The 21037-nt window shown below is 59.3% G+C and carries 25 protein-coding genes; 16 read left to right on the forward strand and 9 right to left on the reverse strand.

The window, feature by feature from the left end; all coding sequences use genetic code 11:
* Position 1 precedes the first annotated feature (1 nt).
* Positions 2-331 (forward strand): hypothetical protein, encoded by a 330-nt coding sequence (locus JXQ78_RS08660; protein WP_330630375.1) that lies wholly within the window; start codon positions 2-4, stop codon positions 329-331.
* A complete protein-coding gene (locus tag JXQ78_RS08665; RefSeq protein WP_330630376.1) occupies positions 328-612 on the forward strand; it encodes a DUF7521 family protein in 285 nt (94 codons plus the stop codon). Before JXQ78_RS08660 ends, JXQ78_RS08665 begins: the two co-directional genes overlap by 4 nt.
* Here the strand turns inward: JXQ78_RS08665 and JXQ78_RS08670 are convergent.
* Entirely contained in the window at positions 599-1357 is a 759-nt protein-coding gene (locus JXQ78_RS08670; RefSeq protein WP_330630377.1) for a sensor domain-containing protein, read from the reverse strand. The two genes, JXQ78_RS08665 and JXQ78_RS08670, sit on opposite strands and share 14 nt — an antisense overlap.
* 148 nt (positions 1358-1505) lie before the next feature.
* Between JXQ78_RS08670 and JXQ78_RS08675 the strand changes: the two genes are divergently transcribed.
* The 5 genes from JXQ78_RS08675 to JXQ78_RS08695 all read left to right on the forward strand — a co-directional run bounded on the left by JXQ78_RS08675 (position 1506) and on the right by JXQ78_RS08695 (position 4447).
* Positions 1506-1988 carry a halocyanin domain-containing protein gene (locus JXQ78_RS08675; protein WP_330630378.1) on the forward strand — a complete coding sequence of 161 codons (483 nt, stop codon included), beginning with the start codon at positions 1506-1508 and terminating at the stop codon, positions 1986-1988.
* The gene (locus JXQ78_RS08680; protein WP_330630379.1) at positions 1985-2536 is read left to right on the forward strand and encodes a hypothetical protein; all 552 of its coding nucleotides are present in this window, start codon (positions 1985-1987) and stop codon (positions 2534-2536) included. Before JXQ78_RS08675 ends, JXQ78_RS08680 begins: the two co-directional genes overlap by 4 nt.
* Positions 2533-3030: a hypothetical protein gene (locus JXQ78_RS08685; protein WP_330630380.1), complete on the forward strand. Its 498-nt coding sequence runs from the start codon at positions 2533-2535 to the stop codon at positions 3028-3030. The genes JXQ78_RS08680 and JXQ78_RS08685 overlap by 4 nt, the downstream gene beginning before the upstream one ends.
* A gap of 241 nt (positions 3031-3271) precedes the next feature.
* Positions 3272-3562, forward strand: coding sequence for a hypothetical protein (locus tag JXQ78_RS08690; RefSeq protein ID WP_330630381.1), 291 nt, complete (start codon positions 3272-3274; stop codon positions 3560-3562).
* A 42-nt stretch (positions 3563-3604) separates the two neighbouring features.
* Complete coding sequence (locus tag JXQ78_RS08695; protein WP_330630382.1) at positions 3605-4447, forward strand: UbiA family prenyltransferase; 843 nt, start codon at positions 3605-3607, stop codon at positions 4445-4447.
* On the opposite strand, the gene JXQ78_RS08700 is transcribed toward JXQ78_RS08695, so the two are convergent.
* On the reverse strand, positions 4444-5304 hold the full coding sequence (locus tag JXQ78_RS08700) for a polyprenyl synthetase family protein (RefSeq protein ID WP_330630383.1): 861 nt from the start codon (positions 5302-5304) through the stop codon (positions 4444-4446). The two genes, JXQ78_RS08695 and JXQ78_RS08700, sit on opposite strands and share 4 nt — an antisense overlap.
* A 160-nt stretch (positions 5305-5464) precedes the next feature.
* Between JXQ78_RS08700 and JXQ78_RS08705 the strand changes: the two genes are divergently transcribed.
* Complete coding sequence (locus tag JXQ78_RS08705) at positions 5465-6469, forward strand: ROK family protein (protein WP_330630384.1); 1005 nt, start codon at positions 5465-5467, stop codon at positions 6467-6469.
* A gap of 60 nt (positions 6470-6529) precedes the next feature.
* On the opposite strand, the gene JXQ78_RS08710 is transcribed toward JXQ78_RS08705, so the two are convergent.
* Positions 6530-7594: a glucose 1-dehydrogenase gene (locus tag JXQ78_RS08710; protein WP_330632809.1), complete on the reverse strand. Its 1065-nt coding sequence runs from the start codon at positions 7592-7594 to the stop codon at positions 6530-6532.
* Between the two features lie 100 nt (positions 7595-7694).
* Between JXQ78_RS08710 and JXQ78_RS08715 the strand changes: the two genes are divergently transcribed.
* The 4 genes from JXQ78_RS08715 to ilvA all read left to right on the forward strand — a co-directional run bounded on the left by JXQ78_RS08715 (position 7695) and on the right by ilvA (position 12573).
* The gene (locus JXQ78_RS08715; RefSeq protein WP_330630385.1) at positions 7695-8612 is read left to right on the forward strand and encodes a dihydrodipicolinate synthase family protein; all 918 of its coding nucleotides are present in this window, start codon (positions 7695-7697) and stop codon (positions 8610-8612) included.
* 82 nt (positions 8613-8694) lie between these two features.
* Positions 8695-9933 (forward strand): mandelate racemase/muconate lactonizing enzyme family protein, encoded by a 1239-nt coding sequence (locus tag JXQ78_RS08720; RefSeq protein WP_330630386.1) that lies wholly within the window; start codon positions 8695-8697, stop codon positions 9931-9933.
* Between the two features lie 46 nt (positions 9934-9979).
* On the forward strand, positions 9980-11278 hold the full coding sequence (locus JXQ78_RS08725) for an AI-2E family transporter (protein ID WP_330630387.1): 1299 nt from the start codon (positions 9980-9982) through the stop codon (positions 11276-11278).
* A gap of 80 nt (positions 11279-11358) precedes the next feature.
* Complete coding sequence (gene ilvA, locus JXQ78_RS08730; protein ID WP_330630388.1) at positions 11359-12573, forward strand: threonine ammonia-lyase; 1215 nt, start codon at positions 11359-11361, stop codon at positions 12571-12573.
* On the opposite strand, the gene msrA is transcribed toward ilvA, so the two are convergent.
* The 3 genes from msrA to JXQ78_RS08745 are packed head-to-tail and all read right to left on the reverse strand — an operon-like array spanning position 12574 to position 14649.
* Positions 12574-13110 (reverse strand): peptide-methionine (S)-S-oxide reductase MsrA, encoded by a 537-nt coding sequence (msrA, locus tag JXQ78_RS08735; RefSeq protein ID WP_330630389.1) that lies wholly within the window; start codon positions 13108-13110, stop codon positions 12574-12576.
* Positions 13111-13150: 40 nt separating this feature from the next.
* Complete coding sequence (locus JXQ78_RS08740) at positions 13151-13987, reverse strand: aldo/keto reductase (RefSeq protein ID WP_330630390.1); 837 nt, start codon at positions 13985-13987, stop codon at positions 13151-13153.
* A gap of 35 nt (positions 13988-14022) precedes the next feature.
* On the reverse strand, positions 14023-14649 hold the full coding sequence (locus JXQ78_RS08745; RefSeq protein WP_330630391.1) for a hypothetical protein: 627 nt from the start codon (positions 14647-14649) through the stop codon (positions 14023-14025).
* A gap of 319 nt (positions 14650-14968) precedes the next feature.
* On the opposite strand from JXQ78_RS08745, the gene JXQ78_RS08750 reads away from it, so the two are divergent.
* Together JXQ78_RS08750 and JXQ78_RS08755 are read left to right on the forward strand one after the other, a co-directional pair.
* Positions 14969-15157, forward strand: coding sequence for a hypothetical protein (locus tag JXQ78_RS08750; protein WP_330630392.1), 189 nt, complete (start codon positions 14969-14971; stop codon positions 15155-15157).
* Positions 15158-15204: 47 nt separating this feature from the next.
* Positions 15205-15366 carry a hypothetical protein gene (locus JXQ78_RS08755; protein WP_330630393.1) on the forward strand — a complete coding sequence of 54 codons (162 nt, stop codon included), beginning with the start codon at positions 15205-15207 and terminating at the stop codon, positions 15364-15366.
* A 68-nt stretch (positions 15367-15434) separates the two neighbouring features.
* Here JXQ78_RS08755 and JXQ78_RS08760 read toward each other — a convergent pair whose 3' ends face one another.
* Together JXQ78_RS08760 and JXQ78_RS08765 are read right to left on the reverse strand one after the other, a co-directional pair.
* A complete protein-coding gene (locus JXQ78_RS08760; RefSeq protein WP_330630394.1) occupies positions 15435-16178 on the reverse strand; it encodes a DNA polymerase sliding clamp in 744 nt (247 codons plus the stop codon).
* A gap of 70 nt (positions 16179-16248) precedes the next feature.
* Positions 16249-17226 carry an NAD-dependent epimerase/dehydratase family protein gene (locus JXQ78_RS08765; RefSeq protein WP_330630395.1) on the reverse strand — a complete coding sequence of 326 codons (978 nt, stop codon included), beginning with the start codon at positions 17224-17226 and terminating at the stop codon, positions 16249-16251.
* A 78-nt stretch (positions 17227-17304) separates the two neighbouring features.
* Between JXQ78_RS08765 and JXQ78_RS08770 the strand changes: the two genes are divergently transcribed.
* Positions 17305-17967, forward strand: coding sequence for a cob(I)yrinic acid a,c-diamide adenosyltransferase (locus tag JXQ78_RS08770; RefSeq protein ID WP_330630396.1), 663 nt, complete (start codon positions 17305-17307; stop codon positions 17965-17967).
* A gap of 164 nt (positions 17968-18131) precedes the next feature.
* A complete protein-coding gene (locus tag JXQ78_RS08775) occupies positions 18132-19628 on the forward strand; it encodes a cobyric acid synthase (RefSeq protein ID WP_330630397.1) in 1497 nt (498 codons plus the stop codon).
* Here JXQ78_RS08775 and JXQ78_RS08780 read toward each other — a convergent pair whose 3' ends face one another.
* Positions 19629-20990 (reverse strand): adenosylhomocysteinase, encoded by a 1362-nt coding sequence (locus JXQ78_RS08780; protein WP_330630398.1) that lies wholly within the window; start codon positions 20988-20990, stop codon positions 19629-19631.
* Positions 20991-21037: the final 47 nt, after the last annotated feature.

Here is a 21037-nt window from a genome sequence, read left to right on the forward strand (position 1 = left end):
CATGATTGGACCGCTCCAGACGGCCGTCGGTGGTGATCCTGCTGTCGTCACCCTGACGATCGTCTTGCTGTTTGTCACCGCTGTCAGTTCACTCGTAGTCGCCTGGCTGATCGTCAAGGGCTATCGTCAGAACAGGGATTCTGCACGGCTGTTTCTGGCGATTGGACTGGTGTTGCTCACTGCCGGGCCGATCGTGAGCCAGTTCGTGCTCACGAACGCCACGTCAGTGTCGTCGCTCGGTCGTGCTGCGGTGGCGAACACCAGCAAGCTCTGTGGACTGGCCGCGATGGTGTATGCAATCTACGTCGTCCCACGGAGGACCGATCGATGAGTGGACCGACTGAAACCATGCTGATGGCGGCCTACGCCGCAGTCGTCGGGATCGTCGGCCTGTACGTCGCGTGGCTGGCCTATCGTGGCTATCGACGGAACGAGAGCCGACCGATGGGTGTACTTTCACTCGCCATTGCCCTGTTGACGGCCGTTCCGGTCGTCGTCCAGTACGGGCTCGACTGGCTGACACCAGCCACCCCGGCGATCATCTTACTGGCGGTCACGCTCGCACATCTCGGTGGCGTGCTGGCGATACTGTATGCGCTCACGCGCGCCTGAACCGTGCGCGGAGGGGCTCCCAGTAACGCTCAGTCGAAAGGAGCCGCTGGGCCACCCGCATCCAGAGAGTAGTGAGCACCGAGGCCAGTTCGAGTGCCACCAGGAGAATCACTGCCCCACCGAGTGAGACGGCAACTGCAGCCCACAACGAATCTACCCGAAACGAGCCGAGCGTCAGCGTCGTCTGCAATCCAACCAGCAGCGAATCCCATCCGAACAGCAACTCGACAGGCATCGGCGTCCGTGGAATCGGTCCATACGCCAGGACCGGCGCGTGCTGGTAGTAGAGTGGCGCACCGAGAAAGCTCACACCCGTCGCTATCATCGCCAAAAGCACGCCCACCGACAGCGACGCAAGCCAGAACGCACCGAACAGATACACCGCCACCCCCCAGGTTTGACGATCGGTCAGCAGTCGTCGGTATCGTTGCCAGTATGACCCAGAGGAGATCGTCGAAGTTGCTGGTCGAATATCGACACCGACGACCAACCGGATCGTCAGCCGCTCTATGGCCGCAATCCAGTGAAACAGCGGTGGAATGGCCCCCAGCACGACAATTCCAACCAGATACACCAGCAACGAGAACCCCACCGCAATAATGGCCGAGAACAGGGCGGTGTACACCGTGACTAGCACGAATAACACCCCGAGATAACAGAGATTGCGGTACGACTGCACTCGAAGCGGCGAGCGCACCAGACGGCTGACCCACTGTCGGACGGACGAACGAGGGGGCAACTCCATTGACTCAGTTCGTATCGTCTGGCGGGGCCCGCTTAAGCCGTGTGGATGGGCCTCTTCGACCAGACATAAGTGTTTCGCCGGACTGCAAGGGCGCGAGCTCTGCTTCGTGGGTTATCTTCGGTCCGGCACTACGAGCAGTCACAGAACGATGACAGAAAACCAAACCACACAGACTGACCACCAGAGAACGCGCCGTGCCGTGCTTGGATCGATCGGCACCACACTGCTCGCGAGTACGCTTGCGGGCTGTCTCTCCGGTGATGAGCAATCCGAGGAGCCCGAAAGCATCGACGCATGGCTGTCGGATACCGATTCGTTCGACGGGGTCACAGACCGGACGGGAGCGTCGTCGGTGGTCGTTGACGTCGGAGTGAGCGGAAACAACGGCTCAAACGGATTCACTCCGGTAGCGATCGCAATCAGCCCAGACACCACGATCCAGTGGAACTGGGTCGATGGCTACCACAACGTGGTTGACACGGCCGACGCGTTCGACAGCGGCGAACCAGAATCGGACGCGACCTTCGAGCACACGTTCACGGAGCCGGGAACCTACACCTACTACTGCAGTCCACACCGCCAGATGGGAATGAAAGGCGCGGTAGTCGTGCGATCGGAGGGGTCACAGTGAGTTGGTCATGGCTCGCTCCCCAACGAGTTGGCGCTGCTGGGATCGCCGGAGGATTGCTTGGGCTCGCCAGTCCCGTCGTGTTTGCAATCGCTGGCGGCGAGCTGGCTGGGTCCGTTGCGCCGGTGACACACGCACTGCAGTTTGCGTTGCTCGCAGTGGGCGCGTTTGGCGCGTCAGTGACGATGGTCCAGTCCGACAGCGCTGATACCGCCGTGGCACTACTGGGACTCGGGCTGCTTGGGTATGCCACCAGCACGATGGTGGTGATGCTGGCTCCATCATGGGAGTTTATGCTCGCCCTCGGTGGCCTTGCTGGGACCGCGTATCTGCTCGTCTGGATCGTCGCCAGTGGGTATGGGGTCTTGCTCTGGAACGAAACCAACGTTTCACGGGTGACCGCCGGACTGTTCATCGTCTGTGCGCCAGCACTGTTCGGACTCGGCGTGCTGATTCAGAGTGGCTTTCCGCCACTGGCAATCGAAGCGCCGCTCTCGATCGCGTTCGTTGCGCTGGGCTATGAGCTCATTACACAGGAGGTGCCCGCATGAACCGACGCCGGCTCGCGTTCGGCGCGACGTCGGTCGCGCTCTGGATCGCCATGATTCATCTCGGCGCACTGCTGTTCGAAACCGTCGTCATGTATCCGAATATCTTCCACGACGTTCCGGCATCACTGGAACTGTCGGTGGAGTTTATGGCGGCTGTTGGGCCACACGACTTTTTCGCACCCGTGGGTGCACTCTCGATTGTGGCCAGCAGCTGTGCCATTGCGGCGAGCTGGCGGTTCAAAAGGATCCGAAACTGGTTGCTCGTCGGGCTGGTCGTGGCGATCCTGGGAGAATTCGTGCTCTCGGCCACCGTTTTCTGGCCGCGAAACACGATCATGTTCTCCGAAGGACTTGCAGTCCACTCCGCCGAGACGCTCAAAACGACGGCAAAAACGTTCCAGCGACTCCACTGGCTCAGAGTCGGTGCAACGGTCGTGAACGCGGCTGCCGTCTTTCGGGCGACGGTGACACTCGCCCAGAAACGTCCCTCGTGATGAACAATCACGCTAGGTAATCACACCACTGTGAACGGCCCCCATCCCGATCGACAATTATATCTAAATATAGATAGAAAACTAGCAGTAGAACTATAATTATACTCATTCATCACCACAGACCGGTTGAACATGCTAAATCATGGGAGTGTAGAGATTACCATGGGTATTGGTATCTCTTCTCTAAACACCTCTAAAATGTGAAGTTTTTAGTACCTGGGTCGTATACGTACGAATGAGAATGATACCAATAGCCCCCCCAACCCAGTCCGAACGGACGCCCGTCGAGCCGCTTCATTCGAGCCCGCAGTCATTGCTGGTCATGCTTGGATTTATCCTCGGAACGCCGATCGCCCTGTGGGCCGTCGAACAGCCGGTACTCGCGGCCCAGATCGGGCTCGTCCTCCTCGCTGTCATCCAGCTCGGACGGCTCGCACTCGCCTACGCCCACTCGCTCGCAGAGGCGGAGACATCGTTCTCCGTACCGGGTACGGGCGTCGCGGTCGAGCTGCGCACCGCCCACCGATCCTGAACTGTCACCTCCCTTTATCGTAGCGTAGGTCCTCGCTGATCTATGGCACTCGCCCACCGTCGGGGGATCTCCGGCGTGGTTCGTGCGTATCGCTCGCAGATTCATCCGGTGTTCATGCTGCCGGCGCTGACAGCGAGTCTGTTCGGTGCGGTACTGGCCGAATCAGTCACCGTATCACTGGCCCTGTTTCATGCAGTCGTGGTTTGTGCCCAGCTCTACACCGCGCATCTCAAAGACGGCTACGTCGATCGATATCTCCGGCAGGAGGACGATCACAATCCGCTGACGCCGCGTGGCTGTCGGGTGGGCCTCCTCGGAAGCTCGCTCGTCGTCGCCGTCACGAGTGGGCTGCTCGCCGTGCTCGTCGATCCGTTCGTCATCGTCCTTCTGTTGCCGGGCTGGGTCGTGGCCTACTTTCACGCACCGCAGTTCGACACCCATCCGCTGTCTGCTACCGGTGGCTACCCGTTCGGAATCGGGATTTCGCTCTGTGGTGGGTATTATGTCCAGACGACGACGCTCGCCACGCCAGTACTCGTGTACGCGCTCGTAATCGGAATCGTCCTGGTCGGGATCAAGCTGATTGACGACTGTACAGACGTCGAGTATGATCGCTCGATTCAGAAACGAACTGCGGCCGTGGTGCTCGGCATCCGTCAGACACGGCAGCTCGGCACCGCAGTTCTCGCGCTGGGAATGGTCGTGCTCGCAGTCAGTGGCCACGTTCGAGTCATACCAATAGAGAGTCTCCTGGCCATTGTGGTGTTCACACCGATCGTGCTGGTCGCACGCCACCGATCTGTGGCTGTTGCAACGATGCTGTTGATCCGCGGAACCTACCTCTTTTTTGCTGTGTTGCTCGTGACGGCTTGGCAGTTTGGCTAACGGTTTCGTGAGACGACGAATTCTGCGAGTTCCTCAAGACAGCCGATCGCCTCCTCGCTCTGGCCGTGGGGATTCGTCTCGATTGTGGCCGTTTCGAGTGCATCGAGTGCGCCATCAGCTTTTTCCCGGGCTCGCTGGTTGGCCTCTTCTGGCGTGAGATCTGCCACCTGGACCAGCGATGGCCGCTCCATCTGGGCATCCTGTCCAGCAGGTTTGCCAAGCGCCTCGGTCTGTCCGGTGGCATCAAGCACGTCATCCCGGATCTGAAAGGCAATCCCCACGCGCTCTGCATATTGGCCGAACGACTCGACCGTGTACGGATCCGCGGCGGCCCCAATCGCGCCGAGTTCTGCTGCCGCCCGAAACAGCGCGCCGGTTTTGCGCCGCGCAAGGACCATATACTCCGCTTCTGATTCGGGTTGGCTGACGAGCTCTGAGGCCTCGCCCTCGCCGAGTTCAACCATCGCCTCTGCAACCACCTGCATAGCGGTATCGTCTCCAGAAAACAGTCCGAACGCCTCGCCAAGCAGCCCATCGCTAGCAATGATCGCCGGGCCAAAGCCAAACGCCGACCAGGCGCTGGCCACGCCACGGCGAAGCTCTGCGTCGTCGATGATGTCATCGACCACCAGCGACGCGTTATGAACCAGTTCAATACCGACCGCAAAATCGAGTGCCGACTCGACGGTTCCACCGGCTGCTTCGCACGCGAGAACGGTGATGGTTGGCCGAACCCGTTTTCCACCAGCCAGCGAGATGTGGCGCAGCTCCGAGCCGAGCGACTCCGGAGCAACGTCGTCGAGGACCGATTCCATCCGTCGCTCGACGCGGTCCCGCCGAGTCTGCAGATACTCCATCGTTTTATATCATTCGTGTGGGGAGGTTTGTAGGTGACGAAAGTAACACTCGCCACCGGCTAGAACGGGCTCAATGAATCGGTATGCGTGACTGTGCGGTTCTCACTCACGTTCGAGTGAATCTATGCAATTAAGTAACGTCGGACCGGTTCTGTAACCGATGGCGTACTACGCGGGCGTCGACCTGGGCGCCACGAACACGCGAGCTGCGATCGCAGACGCGACCGCTACGGTTGTGGGCTCGGCAAAACAACCGACTCCCGAGGGACCGAGCGGCATTGCAGTGACCGAAACAGTGCTCGACGTGATTCGTGGTGCCTGTGACGATGCCGGCATCGAACCGGCCGATATTATCGTCGCCGGAATCGGCTCGATCGGCCCGCTCGATCTGGCGGCTGGACGGATCGAAAATCCCGCCAATCTTCCAGATTCAATCGACGTAATTCCGCTCGAAGGACCGGTGAAATCACTCATCGGCGGCGAGCAAGTCGTCCTGACGAACGACGCAGATGCCGGATTGCTCGGCGAGCGATTCTACGGCGAGTACTCGCCCGACGATATGATTTATGTCACCATCTCGAGTGGCATCGGCGCGGGCGTGGCAGTTGATGGCACTGTGCTCTCTGGCTGGGACGGCAACGCCGGAGAAATCGGACACATTCTCGTCGATCCCGATGGGGAGATGACCTGTGGTTGTGGGAACGATGGCCACTGGGAGGCATACTGTTCTGGCAACAACATTCCGCGCTACGCACAGCGGCTCTACGAGTCCAATCCCATGGATACGAAACTTCCGGTCCACGAACACGCTCCCGGTGATCCGGTCGCGTTTGACGCAGCGGATCTATTCGGGCTAGCCGGATCGGATGCGTTCGTCGATCATGTCATCGATCGGATTGCCGAGTGGAACACGATCGGGATGGCCAATCTCGTCCACACGTACGCACCGCTCGTGATCAATATTGGTGGTGCGGTCGCGCTGAACAATCCGGAACTGATCCTTGAGCCAATCAACGAACGCCTTCCCGAGATGGTTCTGACGAACGTTCCCGACGTGCAGCTTACCTCGCTCTCCGGTGAGGTGGTCGTCCACGGCGCGCTCGCAAGCGCGTTGCTCGCGGATGGCCACTCCAGACCGGATAATCCGGCGAAGTACAGAAAGTGATCACGAGATCCACCAGCGACAACCACATACGAGTAGCAGACGCGAAGGGGAGCGAACTGCTCAGGGCGTCTCGAATTCGATTGCGGTTTTGATCGTCTCGTCGGTATTGACGAACGCGTCGGCAAACGACTCGACCGGAGCGACGGTCGTCACGAGCGCATCGAACAGCCAGTCGGGAAGCGACGAAAGCGTCTCGATTGCGCGCTCGAAATGTGGGCGACCGGAGTTCACCGAACCGACCAGAGCCTTATTCTCCATCACCAGTGCCCGATGAAGGTCGCCACCATCGATCTCGAATGCGTGATCACCGGGAACGCCAACCAGCGCGCCGACACCGTTGGGCGCAAGTGCCTCGATCGTTTCGAACGCGTGCGGGGCGTAGCCGGTCGCCTCATACACCAGATCCATCGGCTCGTACGCACGCGGAATCTCTGCCAGTGCTGTCTCCCGGGAATCAATGTACGTTGCACCCAACCGCTCGATAATGTCGATTGTGGGGTCCGGTCGATCACGTCGGCCGAGACAGTAGACACGATCACAGCGCTGGGCGATCATTGCCGTGCTCAACAGCCCGAGTGAACCGTTCCCGAGGACAAGTGCCGATTCGGGTTCCCATTCGAACGCTGATCGCGTTGTGAGCGCGTGTTCGAGTGCCTTCTCAGTGATCGAGGCCGGCTCAACGAGAAATCCGAATTCGGCCAGCGTCTCGGGAAGTTCGACGAGATACTCCGCAGGACTAGTGAAATACGAAGAACAGTAGCCATGCGCCCCCACGATCCCGCGTTCGACGTACGCGCCCGACGGTGCCATATCCGGTTCACCCCGTTCGAAGTACTGATTCGATCCTGATGGCGGAGGGCGGCGCACCATGGGCACCACCACGGTTCCGGGCGAGAGCCCTGCCGCGTTAGAGTGCGCTACGACGCCGACCGCTTCGTGACCGAGCACGAGACGATCGGCACCCGCCGGTGGCTCACCGTGCTCACCGGAGAGGATCTCGTGGTCGGTGCCATCAATGCCAACGCGCAAAACGCGGACCAGCGCCTCATCCGGTCCGGGTGTTGGGCGCTCCATCGTTGTCAACGCAGGCGCTCCACCGCCTGCAGGGACCGCGATGGCGTCCATGGTCGAAGTTTGCATGCCAAAATAGTTATTCTATCCCGAGTTAAATCTTTGTGAGGGTGAAAACGAGGGCTTACGTTGTCGGCCTCGGACGCTCAAAATGATGGACGGACACACACCAACCCCAGGAGATGAGGACCCACTGGAACTCTCGGGCGTCATTCCGCCGACGATCACGGCGTTTTCGGCGGACGAATCGCTCGATGAAACGACGACGGCTGCCCACGCTCGATACGTGGTCGACGGTGGCGCGACAGCAGTGTTTCCGCTCGGCACGAACGGGGAGTTTGCGCTGTTGACCCCAGACGAACGAGTGCGTGCAATCGAAGCAGTCGTCGAGGAGGTCGGCTCTGCTGTGCCGGTGATCGCTGGTGTCGGCGCACCGAGCACACGAGAGACGATCGAGCACGCACAGCGCGCCACAGCCGCTGGTGCTGACGGGCTCGTGGTCGTGACGCCGTACTACTATCCAGTTGATAAGACCGGGGCGGTTTCTCACTATCAGCAGGTGACCGAAGCTGTCGATAGCCCGGTATACGTCTACCACATTCCGAGTAAAACCGGAAACGCACTCTCAAGGGAGACGCTGGTCGAACTCACGGAACTCGACGGGATCGCCGGACTGAAAGATTCCAGCAAGGACATTCCCCTGTTCGGCCAGGTAATCGCCGACGGTGCGGATGTGAGCTACTTCGCCGGATCGGATTCGTTGCTCGTTCCGGGACTCGATCTTGGCTGTGTGGGTCTCGTGAGCGCGGTCGCAAACGTCGTTCCCGAGCTCGTCGTCGAGTTGTACGACAGCTATGTCACCGGCGAGCGCGAACGGGCACAGCAACTACAGGAGACGGTTTTTGAGGTTCGACGCGCGCTCAAGCGTGGACCATACATGGCTGGCGTTAAAACCGCGCTCGAACTCCGTGGCTTCGAGAGCGGTCCGCTTCGCTCGCCGTTGCGCCGTATGAACACCGAACAAGAGCGTGCGCTCGAATCAGCACTTGCAGAGCTCGATCTACTCGGGTAGTGGTGATCGTTCACAAGTGTCGAGGTGTTTGGTAGCATTCTCGTTCCGATAATCATTTACTCCGTGTCGAGTAAACACTGATATGGGTATTAATTACGACGAGCTCCACGATCCGAACGCAGAATACACAATGCGTGAGCTCTCGGGGGAGACGATGGAATTGACACGATCGCGCGGAGAGACACGCGACGTGTCTATCACCGACGTACAAACGACGATGATCGACGGGAACTTTCCCTGGACGCTCGTTCGCGTCTACACCGATGCGGGCGTGACTGGGACGGGCGAAGCATACTGGGGTGCTGGCGTACCGGAGCTAATCGAGCGGATGCGGCCGTTTTTGATCGGTGAAAACCCCCTTGATATCGATCGGCTGTACGAACACCTGGTTCAAAAGATGTCCGGTGAGGGCTCGATTGCCGGCGTCACCGTCACCGCGATCTCTGGCATCGAGATCGCACTGCACGACGTTGCGGGAAAGATCCTCGACGTGCCAGCCTATCAACTGCTCGGTGGGAAATACCGTGACGCCGTTCGGGTGTACTGTGACTGTCACACCGAGGACGAAGCAGATCCCAAAGCCTGTGCTGATGAAGCAGAGCGCGTGATCGAAGAGCTTGGCTACTCTGCGCTGAAGTTCGATCTCGATGTGCCCGGCGGGCGCGAAACCGACCGGGCGAATCGGCATCTCACCGACTCACAGATCGACCACAAGGCCGAAATCGTCCGAACCGTCACCGAGCGCGTCGGCGATCGCGCAGACGTTGCGTTCGACTGTCACTGGTCGTTCTCCGTTGGGAGCGCCAAACGGTTGGCCAGAGCAGTCGAGGATTGTGACATCTGGTGGCTCGAAGACCCTGTTCCTCCCGAGAACATCGACGTTCAGCGCGAGGTTTCCCGGGTAACGACCACGCCAATCGCCGCCGGCGAGAACGTCTATCGCAAACACGGCCAGCGCCGACTCATAGAAGAGCAGGCGATCGACATCGTCGCCCCGGATCTTCCAAAGGTGGGTGGCATGCGCGAGACCCGAAAGATCGCCGATCTGGCCGATAGCTTCTACATCCCAGTGGCGATGCACAACGTTGCATCCCCCGTCGCGACAATGGCCGGTGCCCACGTCGGTGCGGCGATTCCGAACGTGCTCGCCGTCGAATACCACTCCTACGAGCTTGATTGGTGGGAGGATCTCGTCGAAGAGCCCGTCATCGAGGACGGCATGATCGAGTTGAACGAACGAGCTGGTCTCGGAATCACGCTTGATCTGGACACCGTCGCCGAACACATGGTGACTGGCGAGACGCTGTTCGATCCCGCCTGATCAAACGAGCCCAAAAGCGTTTGTAGTAAACCACCCACCATCGGGTATGAATCACGACCCAATGATGGTACAACATCGCTCACGGATCGCGTGGTGGGCACTCACGCTGGTTCTTGGTGCCATTCTCGCTCTCGTCATCTACGCCTTTCTCGGTTCGTTCGTTCTGGGCGTGTTCATCTACTACGCCACTCGGCCAATCTACGAGCGCTTTGGCGATCGGATTCCATCACCGAACGTCGGCGCAGCTGTTGCGCTGTTAACGATTTCGTTGCCAGTGCTGTTGTTGATCGGCTACACCCTTGCCATCGCTATTTCCGCGTTTGGCGGCCAGCTCGGCTCACTGGGGCCGTTCCAGAACGCGTTTGCGGAGTACATCGACAGCGGCATGATTCACTCACCAGAGGACCTTATCACGATTCTCACGACGAATCCGAGCCAGATAACGTCGATCATCGCACCCGAAACGATCCAGAACGTCGCAGGATCACTCGGAGCGTATCTCGGCATGGTGGCCTCCGGTTCTCTCAAAGCCTTTATCGCGCTCATCGTCGCGTTCTACCTGCTTCGAGACGATCACAAACTCGCCCACTGGGCGCGACACGCTATTGGCCGCGACGACGAAACGCTCATCGCATACGGAACTGCAGTCGACACCGATCTGAAGACCATCTTCTTCGGAAACATTCTCAATGCGTTCGTCGTTGCACTCACCTCCGTCTTTGCGTACAACGCATTGAATCTGATTGCTCCGACTGGTGGTGCGATCCCCACTCCCACACTGCTCGGACTGCTCGCTGGAGCGGCCAGTCTGATACCGGTTGTGGGTATGAAAATCGTCTACGTCCCTGTCGGTATCTACATGCTCGTGACGGGAGGGCTGACGAACATCGATCAGCTCTGGTTTCCGATCGCATTTTTGCTCGTTTCGGTCGTTATCATCGATGGACTTACTGAGCTGATTCTCCGGCCGTACATTTCCGGACGGAATCTCCACGTTGGGCTCGTGCTGTTCGCCTATATGCTCGGTCCGCTGTTGTTTGGCTGGTACGGGCTGTTTCTTGGCCCGCTCCTTCTCGTGTTGATCGTTCACCTGGCACGAATCGTCGTTCCCGAACTCATTCACGGCGATCCGCTGACACCCGGCGCAATCGGGGCCGACCCGATCCCCGATCCGAGTCCAAGAGAGACCGACAGTGACACGGCAATCGGTGGACCGTCGGTGGGTGAACACGGCGACATGGCCCAAGAACACGACGGCGTTGACGATGGTCAAGCGGGCGATGGCGATGATCACGGAACCAACTCGGACCATGACCAGAACGAGGACGACACGGATAAATCATAGACGCGAACGGATCAGTCAGTTGCTGCTAGAATAGCGTTGTGTTTCGTACAATTTTTGAAAGGCCACATAGTGGTCCGGGTATGCCCGAGGTGACACTCGCGGACGTGCAGGCTGCCCGCGACCGTTGCAGTGATGAATCGGTGGTACGGACGACGCCACTCGAACGGAGTCGGTCGTTGAGCAGCTTTTCAGGGGGAGACGTGTGGTTGAAGATGGAACACCTCCAGCGAACCGGCTCGTTCAAGACCCGTGGTGCGTACAACAAGCTGGTACAGATCGCAGACGAGTTCGACCGCGTGGTTGCAGCGAGCGCCGGCAACCACGCCCAGGGAGTCGCGCTCGCGGCGACGAAAGTTGGTGTCGAATCGACGATCGTCATGCCAGAAAACGCTCCGCAGGCAAAAATCGACGCCACACGTGGCTACGGAGCGACGGTCGTACTCGAAGGACACGACTTTCAGGCGGCGCTTGAGCACGCACAGTCGCTGGCAGCCGACGACGACATAGCGTTCATTCACGCCTACGACGATCCGGCGATCGTTGCGGGACAGGGAACGCTGGGGGTCGAAATCCACGAGAAGGGCCCGGACATCGATACGGTCGTCGTACCGATCGGTGGTGGTGGGCTGATCGGTGGCGTGGCGACCGCGCTCAAAACGCTCGATCCCTCGATTCGTGTCGTTGGAGTGCAGGCCAAAGCCGCCGCGACCGTTCCGGAGAGTCTCGATAAGGGCTTCCCCGTCGGTATCGACGATCCCCGAACGATCGCAGACGGCATTGCGACCGGCGGGATCTCAACGCTCACGTTCGAACTGATCGAGGAGTACGTCGACGAAGTGGTGCTGGTCAGCGACGAGCAGATTGCCAACGCCACGTTGCTTCTTTTAGAGCGTGCCAAACAGCTGGTAGAAGGTGCGGCGGCCGCCTCCGTTGGAGCCCTGCTCTCGGACGAGCTGGACGTAACCGACGAAACCGTCGTGGCAGTGCTTGGCGGTGGAAACATCGACATCTCGATGCTTCAGACCGTATTGACCCACGCGCTCAGCGACCGCGAGCAACTGATTCGCTTCCGGGTGCGGATCGACGACCAGCCCGGAACGATGGGCGAGCTCTCGTCGGTGATCGGCGATCTCGGCGCGAATATCCGGTCGGTGCGACACGACCGCGCCGTCGAGGATCTCCACGTCGGAGAGGCATATCTCGTCTTCGAGGTGACGACCAGCGGCGCAGGGCACGCAAGAAACATCATCGACGCCATCGAATCGCGGGGCTACACCGTCGATCGGCTGATCTGATCAGCGATTCGTTTCCGCAACCAGCGTTTCGAACCGCTCTCGGACTTTCTCGATCTTCGGCTGGGCGTGCATCTGACAGTAGGCGTCCGAGGGATTTTTCTCGAAATAATCCTGGTGATAGGACTCCGCTCGCCAGAACGTTTCCAGCGGTTCGAGCTCTGTGACCACGTCTGCCTCGTACTCGGCGTCGAGCGCATCGATATACGATGTGGCAAGCTCACGCTGGCGGTCATCGTGATACAGAACGATCGATCGGTACTGTGTACCGATGTCAGGACCCTGTCGGTTCAGCTGTGTCGGATTGTGGGTCGCAAAGAAGACCTCCAGAAGATCGTCGTAGCCGATCACGTCCGGATCGTACGTGACCTGGACGACTTCTGCGTGGCCGGTCTCACCGCGACAGACCGCCTCGTAGGTTGGATTCTCCGTGTCGCCACCGGCATAGCCCGACGTGACGGATTCGACGCCCTCAAGGGGCTTCATCGCTGCCTCCGTACACCAGAAACAGCCACCACCGAACGTCGCTTTCTCGGTCATACGACGGTGTAGGCTGTCTGTCGGTTTGTATGTGACGCGCTCAGTGTGTCAGTTCGTCATACTCAGCATCTGAGAGTTTAATCTCCCGGGCAGCGACGTTTTCCTCCAGGTGATCGACGCTCGAAGTGCCTGGAATCGGCAAAATTACGGGCGAGTGATGGAGCAACCAGGCGAGGCCAATCTGATACGGGGTTGCATCGTGATTTGCAGCGATCTGTTCGACGGTGGGATCCTCCAGTGTGCCGGCATCGATCGGTGCCCACGGAATGAAACCGATATCAGCGTCTTCACACGCTTTGAGCACGCGCTCGTCGTCGCGCGACGCGACGTTGTAGCGATTTTGTACCGTCGCGATGTCGGCAATCGAGCGGGCCTCCTCGAGCTGTTCGACCGTGACGTTGCTCACGCCAAGCTGTCCAATGACGCCGTCGTCTTGCAGCTCTGCCAGGGCTGTGATCGAATCGGCGTACGGAACCTCGGGGTCAGGCCGGTGGAGCTGATACAGGTCGATTTTCTCGACACCGAGACGGTCCAGACTCGAGAGCACCGCATCGCGGAGATAATCGGGATCGCCACACGGTAGCCACTCGCCCGAACGGTTTCGCAGCAGTCCACCTTTCGTTGCAACAATCAGCTCGTCCGGATACGGTGTGAGTGCTTTACGAATCAGTCGTTCGCTCACGCCCGGTCCGTAGGAATCTGCCGTGTCGATGAACGTCACTCCCAGCTCAACGGCGCGCTGGAGTACGGTGCAAGCGGTTGCTTCGTCGGTCGGTCGGCCGATGATTCGCTCACCCGTCAGCCGCATTGCACCGAATCCGAGTCTGTTGACAGTGAATTCGCCGCCGATCGAAAATTCGGATGGAACGGTTGCCATGGAAAGTACTCTGAACGGATGGTGAAAAAATGTGGCTACCGCCAGTTGTGCAGTCGTGACCGAATCCCGAGTCCGGTGACCGAGCCGTTGGCACCGGTGGTGATCCGCCGAAGACGGTCGCGACGACCGCCGAGTTCGGCGACTGCCTGGGCGGTCAGTCGTTCGCCGCGCTGTCGGCTGTAGCTGCCGACCCACGCCTTCTGATCGATCGAGGTCTCATCCGTGACGTGCTCGTAATCCAGTGCCACGATCGACCCCGAACGCGCGATGCCGATCTGGCCCTCGTCGTCGATCCCCAGTCCGAGCCCAGCCTCGTTGAGTTCCCGTTCAAACTCGGCCACTCGGCGTTCATACTCCTGCTGGTCCATTGATTCGGGCTGGGCGTCGTCGGGATAATCGTAGCCGATCGTCTCGACTTCCTCCATGACGAGCCATTGGTAATCGTCTGCGTGATCGACAACGGGGGCAAAACGGTGGGCAATACCACGATCTCTGGCCTGTTCGTAGATTATCGCTTCCACCCAGTTGCTCATCGCCGTTCGAGGCGTGGCCGGATCGACGCCGAATTCGATTTTCAACACGTAGTCGTGTGGACCGGCAACGATCCGCTCGCCATCAAGCACGGATGGTAGGCGACCGGCAACCCGATTGCCCGAGCCCACACTCCACCCGAAACCGTACAGTGCAGTGAGCTGTTTCCATGTCTCGTATGGCGATGATTCCGAGCTGTCGTACAGATGCTTGGTCAGATGGGAACACAGTTGCCTCCCACGTTCGGTCAGGCGAGTCGTCCCGTCGGCGTGAGTAACAGTTCCAGACACCCTATGCTGGTTGTTTGCCAACGGTCGTATCAATCAATCGGTTTGCAGTTCATTCACATGATCGCAATCAGCCGACAGAAAGTTTATATCCATATGGATATGATATGTAATTATTATACGTGGGCGCGTTTTGAACGAACTGGCTCACAGTCGACGAACAATGAGCGTGATCGATCGACTCAGCGATGTATTTTTCGCCCGCGACACAGAGTGTGAGCCCTACGAATGTCGTCGGTGTGGTGAGAAATTTTCATTTCAGTATCAGGTCTGTCCCGACTGTGGCGGCTACGCAATCGAGCGTTTCGACTGGTCTGCACAACTCGATGACGCTCGTCGGTACGATGAATGACAGTACTGTTGGAAACGATTATGCCGTTTCACACGGTATTGAAAGGCATGGTAGATAGCGACATGCTTTCGAGTGTACCGCGGTGTTTGAACTGTGGTTTCGAGGCACCACATGATGGCGGAGACTGGAACTCCGCTTCGGTCCCACCGCTCGGGGACCTGATGCGCTGTCCGGAGTGTGGAAGCACGAACATTCTCGGGAGAACCTGACTGTTCGGTGGCCGTACACACCGAAAACGCGTGGTGAGTGGATCGACGCAAGAGCGTCGATCAGGCAGTTAATTACCCTGAATGCGAGGGGCAAGCACGTACGTGACCGAGCCATTGCCCTCTGCGATCTCGAACTGAAGGTTGACGGGGAATTCATCGCCAAGATCGACCGTCACCTCTGCGTCCTTGGGGATCGCTTTGTTCATCTCCTTGAGGTAATCGAGACTGAACAACGAGTGGGCGTCGCCGGCCGATAGCGAGATCAGTTCGTCGCGGTCGAGTTCGAAATGCACGTCGTCAGTGTCACCCTCCGCATCGACGTAGAAAAACTCCTCGGCGTCGTTCACACCGAGCGCGATGTGATCGGACACCATATCGGCGGCCGTCACCGCACGGTCGATGTCTCGACCTTCGATGGCGATCGTCGCTGGGAGATCGAGATCGGGGAGGTCCGGTTCCTGCCGGATTGAATCCGGATCGATGAGCGCAAGCGTATACTCCAGGCCGTCGATCTGGATCTGAAGCTTGCGAGTCTTCTCCTCGAGCGTCAGGTTGATCAGGTCGTCTGCGTTCGCCATTCCTGCAATATCTTCGAGGCGCGTGAGATTGACGCCGATCGTCTCGCCGTCAGTCTCGTACGATTCGAACGCGTCTGCCTCCAGTCGGAGATCCACCATGCCAGCACTGGCCGGATCGATGGCCCGAATCGTGGCCCCATCCTCGTCGAGACGAATCTTGCACTCATCGACTAACACACTCACCGAATCGAGCGCAGCCAACAGCGTCCCCGAACTCACGATAGCCGTGAACATGGATGGCGATTCACTTCGACGGGTTAAAAAACGATTCATACAGCTTCAACTGTGTTTCATCGCCAGTAGCTCACTGCACGATTGACTCGAGAACCGGTTGCGTTTCGGAGTGATCAGGACCGACCTCGCTCTCGGTGCCGGTGGCTGTAACGTGCGCAACAGTCGCTGTGACTGCATCTTCGGGTGGCGTCGGCTTCCAGCCCAGTGCCTCGAGTTTGTCCGTCGAGAGGACGTGTGGACGATCGCGATAGAGCGGAAATACATCGGGGTCGAGCCCGACTGCAGCAAGCCGGTGGTGATCGACGAAGACGGGCGTGACAGAAGTTTCACACGCTGTTGCGATCAGCTCGAGCCACTCCGAGAGCGTCGGGATCGTGTGCGTTCCAACGTTGTAGGCGTTGCCAGCGGTTCCGGACTCGGCGATCGTGCGGATTGCGCTCGCAACATCGCGGACGTAAACGAGCTGTCGCAGTTTCGTGTGAGGCACGAGCAGTTCGTCGAACTGTGTGACGCGATCGATCCAGTAGTCGAATCGGCCGGTGTAATCGTGCGGACCAAACACGATCGGGGGACGAACGCTCATTGCACGGACGCCATCAGCAGCTGCCTCGAACACCGCTCGATCTCCGGCAGCCTTCCGGTTGCCGTAGGTGGCGGCGGTTTCATCGCGCGCCTGTGCCGGCGTACACGCACAGAGCGGCGTCTCGTCCTCGCGTTTTGGAACGACTTCCTCGCCGTATGCCGCGCCACTAGAGATGTAGACGTATGCGTCAGCGTCGTCGAAGATCGACGTTGCTTGCTCGACATCGTGGGGGTGATACGCGGTGCAATCGACCACCACGTCAGGGTTGACGACTGTCTGTGCACGAGCAAGTGCGCTGTCGTCCGTTCGATCCCCCTCGATGTGGTCGATCCCCGAGCCCTCGGCGAATGGGTTCTCGTGATGTCCACGATTGAAAATCGACACCGAATAGCCACGATCACGGAACTCGGAGACGGTGTGCCGGCCGATGAACCGCGTGCCGCCGATGATCAGTACGGAGTCCATATCAGAGCCAGTCGATCTGGTGGCAAGTGCGTGCTGAAACGACGCTACAACTATTTCACTGGAGTAACAACTGACGGTATGAGAAGTGACACACCTGGTGGCGGGGACAGACCAACGTCTCAGCCGATTACACCAGCAGCCCCGGCGTCGTTCGGACTCGTGCAGGCCTGGTGGGGTGATGGGAAAGGAAAGACCACCGCCGCACTCGGGATGGGACTGCGCGCCGTCGGTCACGGCTATCGAGTCCATCTTCTCCAGTTCATGAAAGGCGGTGCTGACAGCGTAGAGGCGGTCCGTGGCGAGTACAACGCAATCGCTTCGCTCGATGGATTCAGCTACGAAAACCTCGGTCACTACGGCTGGCACGCGCTCAACGACGGTTCAGACGATGCCAACCACGAACGCCAGGCACGGGCCGGACTCGAACGCACTCGCGAGCTGTTCGATGCGATCGATGAGCGCTCGCTCAAGGAGGCACTCGAACCAGATGGTCCACCGGAAAACGGCGTGCACATGCTGATTCTCGACGAATTGCTGTATGTGGCAGAACGAGGGCTGCTCGATCAGCAGACCGTGATCGAACTCATCGAAGACAAACCTGCCAATCTCGAGCTGGTGCTCACCGGCGGTCACGAACGGCCGGCATTTCTGGAAGGCTATGTAGACCTCCTTAGCAATGTCGCAAAGAATACACACCCGTTCGATGACGGACGGAGAGCACGTCGCGGAACCGAATACTGAATCAACTGACAGTTGCAACGACACAGTACTGGCGAATGAGGCGGCGAAAAGCGAAACGTTGAATATGGCTCCGTTATCGAATTGCGGTGGAGGACAGGGCGGCGCACGCACCCGCTGGTCCTCTCGCGTCCGGCCAGCGTATCGGAGCGACGCACCCACACCCCATGACTCACACGCTCCTCGTCGCAGGGACGAAAAGCCATGTTGGGAAATCAACCGTTGTGGCAGGGCTTTGTCGCCTGTTATCGTCCCGCGGCGTTGCCGTCGCTCCGTTCAAGGCCCAGAACATGTCGAACAACGCTCGCGCAGTGATAACGCCGGACGGCGAGACCGGCGAAATCGGTGTCTCACAGCACACTCAGGCCAGAGCAGCCAATGTGGTGCCCACAACCGACCACAATCCGGTATTGCTCAAACCACGAGGCAATGCCGAGAGTCAGCTCGTCGTCGCTGGACAGCCTATCGCCCATCTTTCGGCCAGCGCATACTACGACGATCACTTCGAGCGAGCAAAACGGGCGGCGTTCGATGCCCACGATCGACTCGCCGGCGAATACGACTACATCATCGCCGAGGGGGCCGGATCGATCGCCGAGATCAACCTCCATCATCGTGATCTGGCGAACATCGAGACGGCGCGAAAAACGGACGCCTCGATACTGCTCGTTGGAGATATCGAACGCGGTGGCGTGTTTGCATCGTTGTATGGTACGCTCGAGTTGCTGCCCGACGATTGCAGAGCGCGGATTATTGGCTGTCTGATCACGAAATTCCGAGGGGACCGATCCTTGCTAGAGCCGGGAATCGAATCATTCGAAGAACGGACTGGCGTTCCGATTCTCGGCGTTTTGCCGTACGAACAGGTGGGACTCCCCCCGGAAGACAGCCTCTCGCTTCCGTCCTCAGCGACACTTCTTGGCGACGACGACGGCGTCAGACCCGAACACGCCGTCACGGTCGGCGTGGTTCGTCTCCCTCGGATTTCGAACTTCACGGATCTGACCCCCCTGTTGCAAACGCCAGGCGTTCGTCTCCGGTTTTGTGGTCTCGATGACGGACATCAGCTCGCGACGTCCGACGCGATCGTCGTCCCCGGAACGAAAAACACGGTTGACGATCTGCTCGCACTGAAAGATGCCGGGCTCGATCGCATTCTCCGGACGTTCTCGGGACCGATAGTCGGTATCTGTGGCGGCTATCAACTGCTCGGCGAGCGCCTTCTTGACGCCCATCTCGAGGGCACTGGGAATACACAAACGATCAGTGGAATCGGTCTGTTGCCCGTCGAAACGCGTTTTTCGAGCGGGAAACGCGTTGTACCAATTGAGCGGACGCTCGAAGGCTGTGGCCCACTCGCCGGCGGGAGTGGTCAGGTGACCGGCTATGAGATCCACATGGGAGAGACGACGGCGTGTGAGACGGTCGATCGGCCGTTCGAATCGAGCGGGGCTGTCTCAGAGCAGGTGCTTGGGACGTATCTCCATGGACTGTTCGACAACGCATGCGCTCGCGAAGCGTTTCTCAGGGCCGTGTACAACCACGCGGGGAAAGCACCCCCTGCCGGCGAACAGACGGCGCGAGCAGATGTCAACAGCGCAGCCGACCGACTGGCCACGTTGTTCGAGCAACACGTCGATCTCGATGCGCTGTTCGAGCCGTGATCACGTACCGTGACGCCAGCTGTTGGCGTACTCTTCTTGTTTGTCCGACATATCGTCGATAGCGATATCCTCGGCATCGAGTTTGATGCGTGCGACTTCCCGGTCGAGTACGTCCGGCACCGGATGCAGCCCTGGCTGGTAGCTGTGATTCGCCACGGCGCTATGGCCCGAACCCCCACCGAATCGGTCGCGAATAGCACCGAGGAGCCGATCTGGAAGCCCAGTCTGGGCAGCACCAACCAGTTCGCGAACGCAGACGGCCTGGACGCCAAAGGACTGATCCATCACTTCGACCGGATGACCAAGCGAGAGCGGTCCTGCGAGATTGACCAGCCGTCCCTCTGCGAGGACGTTCAGCCGGCGGCCGTCCGGGAGCTCGTACGCCCGAACACCGTCTCTTACCTCGGTGATCGAATCGGCGAGCGCAGACAGATCGTCGAGATTCACCTCAATGTCAAAATGGCCCGCGTTGGCGAGCACTGCGCCATCTTGCATTCGCTCGAAATGATCCTCGGTGATGACATCACGGTTGCCGGTTGCGGTGATGAACACGTCGCCGCGCGGCGCTGCCTCACGCATCGAGCAGACCTCATAGCCTTCCATGTGTGCTTCGAGCGCACGGCGGGGATCGACCTCCGTGACGATCACGTGGGCGTTCTGACCGGCCGCTTTCTTTGCCAGGCCACGACCACAGTCGCCATAGCCCGCAACGACGACGGTTTTTCCGGCGAACGAGAGGTTTGTCGTCATTGCAATGTTGGCGAGCGACGATTCGCCCGTTCCGTGGACGTTGTCAAACAGCCGTTTCATCGGCGTGTCGTTCACTGCAAACACCGGGTAGTCGAGTTCGCCGTCCTCATCCATGGCGCGCAGCCGGTTGACGCCGGTGGTCGTCTCCTCACAGCCACCGATGATGTCGTCGATCAGCTCCGGGTGCTGTTCATTGATTCTGAAGACGAGATCTGCGCCATCATCGACCGTGATCGTCGGTTCGGCCGCAATCACGGCCTCCAGCGCGTCGTAATACTCGTCTTCGTCCACCCCGCGGCGCGCGACCGAGGTGATGTTCTCCTGGGCGTCGAGCGCTGCACTCACATCATCGTGCGTCGAGAGTGGATTGCAGCCGGTGATGGTGATCTCAGCACCACCGGCGGCGAGCGTTTCGACGAGCACGGCCGTTTTGGCCTCGACATGCATCGCCATCCCGATTCGCTGACCAGCGAACGGTTCGGTGTCGGCAAATTCGGTTTCCAGAGTTGTGCAGATGGGCATGTGCTGGCGTGCCCAGTCGATCTTCTGTCGGCCGGACTCGACCTGTGATTCGGGATCGTCGAGCAGGTCGGTGATCGGTGACGCACTCATTGGCGTATGATTGCGTTACCCGGCAGAAAACGGTATCGAACGAACGT

The organism is Halocatena halophila, from assembly GCA_027563145.1.
Lineage (GTDB): Archaea > Halobacteriota > Halobacteria > Halobacteriales > Haloarculaceae > Halocatena > Halocatena halophila.

Bases quoted from the DNA above. Each gene is read 5' to 3' on its own strand.
- JXQ78_RS08660 (WP_330630375.1), top strand. From the start codon at position 2: ATGATTGGACCGCTCCAGACGGCCGTCGGTGGTGATCCTGCTGTCGTC.
- JXQ78_RS08665 (WP_330630376.1), top strand. From the start codon at position 328: ATGAGTGGACCGACTGAAACCATGCTGATGGCGGCCTACGCCGCAGTC.
- JXQ78_RS08670 (WP_330630377.1), bottom strand. From the start codon at position 1,357: ATGGAGTTGCCCCCTCGTTCGTCCGTCCGACAGTGGGTCAGCCGTCTG.
- JXQ78_RS08675 (WP_330630378.1), top strand. From the start codon at position 1,506: ATGACAGAAAACCAAACCACACAGACTGACCACCAGAGAACGCGCCGT.
- JXQ78_RS08685 (WP_330630380.1), top strand. From the start codon at position 2,533: ATGAACCGACGCCGGCTCGCGTTCGGCGCGACGTCGGTCGCGCTCTGG.
- JXQ78_RS08690 (WP_330630381.1), top strand. From the start codon at position 3,272: ATGATACCAATAGCCCCCCCAACCCAGTCCGAACGGACGCCCGTCGAG.
- JXQ78_RS08695 (WP_330630382.1), top strand. From the start codon at position 3,605: ATGGCACTCGCCCACCGTCGGGGGATCTCCGGCGTGGTTCGTGCGTAT.
- JXQ78_RS08700 (WP_330630383.1), bottom strand. From the start codon at position 5,304: ATGGAGTATCTGCAGACTCGGCGGGACCGCGTCGAGCGACGGATGGAA.
- JXQ78_RS08705 (WP_330630384.1), top strand. From the start codon at position 5,465: ATGGCGTACTACGCGGGCGTCGACCTGGGCGCCACGAACACGCGAGCT.
- JXQ78_RS08710 (WP_330632809.1), bottom strand. From the start codon at position 7,594: ATGGACGCCATCGCGGTCCCTGCAGGCGGTGGAGCGCCTGCGTTGACA.
- JXQ78_RS08715 (WP_330630385.1), top strand. From the start codon at position 7,695: ATGGACGGACACACACCAACCCCAGGAGATGAGGACCCACTGGAACTC.
- JXQ78_RS08720 (WP_330630386.1), top strand. From the start codon at position 8,695: ATGGGTATTAATTACGACGAGCTCCACGATCCGAACGCAGAATACACA.
- JXQ78_RS08725 (WP_330630387.1), top strand. From the start codon at position 9,980: ATGAATCACGACCCAATGATGGTACAACATCGCTCACGGATCGCGTGG.
- ilvA (WP_330630388.1), top strand. From the start codon at position 11,359: ATGCCCGAGGTGACACTCGCGGACGTGCAGGCTGCCCGCGACCGTTGC.
- msrA (WP_330630389.1), bottom strand. From the start codon at position 13,110: ATGACCGAGAAAGCGACGTTCGGTGGTGGCTGTTTCTGGTGTACGGAG.
- JXQ78_RS08740 (WP_330630390.1), bottom strand. From the start codon at position 13,987: ATGGCAACCGTTCCATCCGAATTTTCGATCGGCGGCGAATTCACTGTC.
- JXQ78_RS08750 (WP_330630392.1), top strand. From the start codon at position 14,969: ATGAGCGTGATCGATCGACTCAGCGATGTATTTTTCGCCCGCGACACA.
- JXQ78_RS08755 (WP_330630393.1), top strand. From the start codon at position 15,205: ATGGTAGATAGCGACATGCTTTCGAGTGTACCGCGGTGTTTGAACTGT.
- JXQ78_RS08760 (WP_330630394.1), bottom strand. From the start codon at position 16,178: ATGTTCACGGCTATCGTGAGTTCGGGGACGCTGTTGGCTGCGCTCGAT.
- JXQ78_RS08765 (WP_330630395.1), bottom strand. From the start codon at position 17,226: ATGGACTCCGTACTGATCATCGGCGGCACGCGGTTCATCGGCCGGCAC.
- JXQ78_RS08770 (WP_330630396.1), top strand. From the start codon at position 17,305: ATGAGAAGTGACACACCTGGTGGCGGGGACAGACCAACGTCTCAGCCG.
- JXQ78_RS08775 (WP_330630397.1), top strand. From the start codon at position 18,132: ATGACTCACACGCTCCTCGTCGCAGGGACGAAAAGCCATGTTGGGAAA.
- JXQ78_RS08780 (WP_330630398.1), bottom strand. From the start codon at position 20,990: ATGAGTGCGTCACCGATCACCGACCTGCTCGACGATCCCGAATCACAG.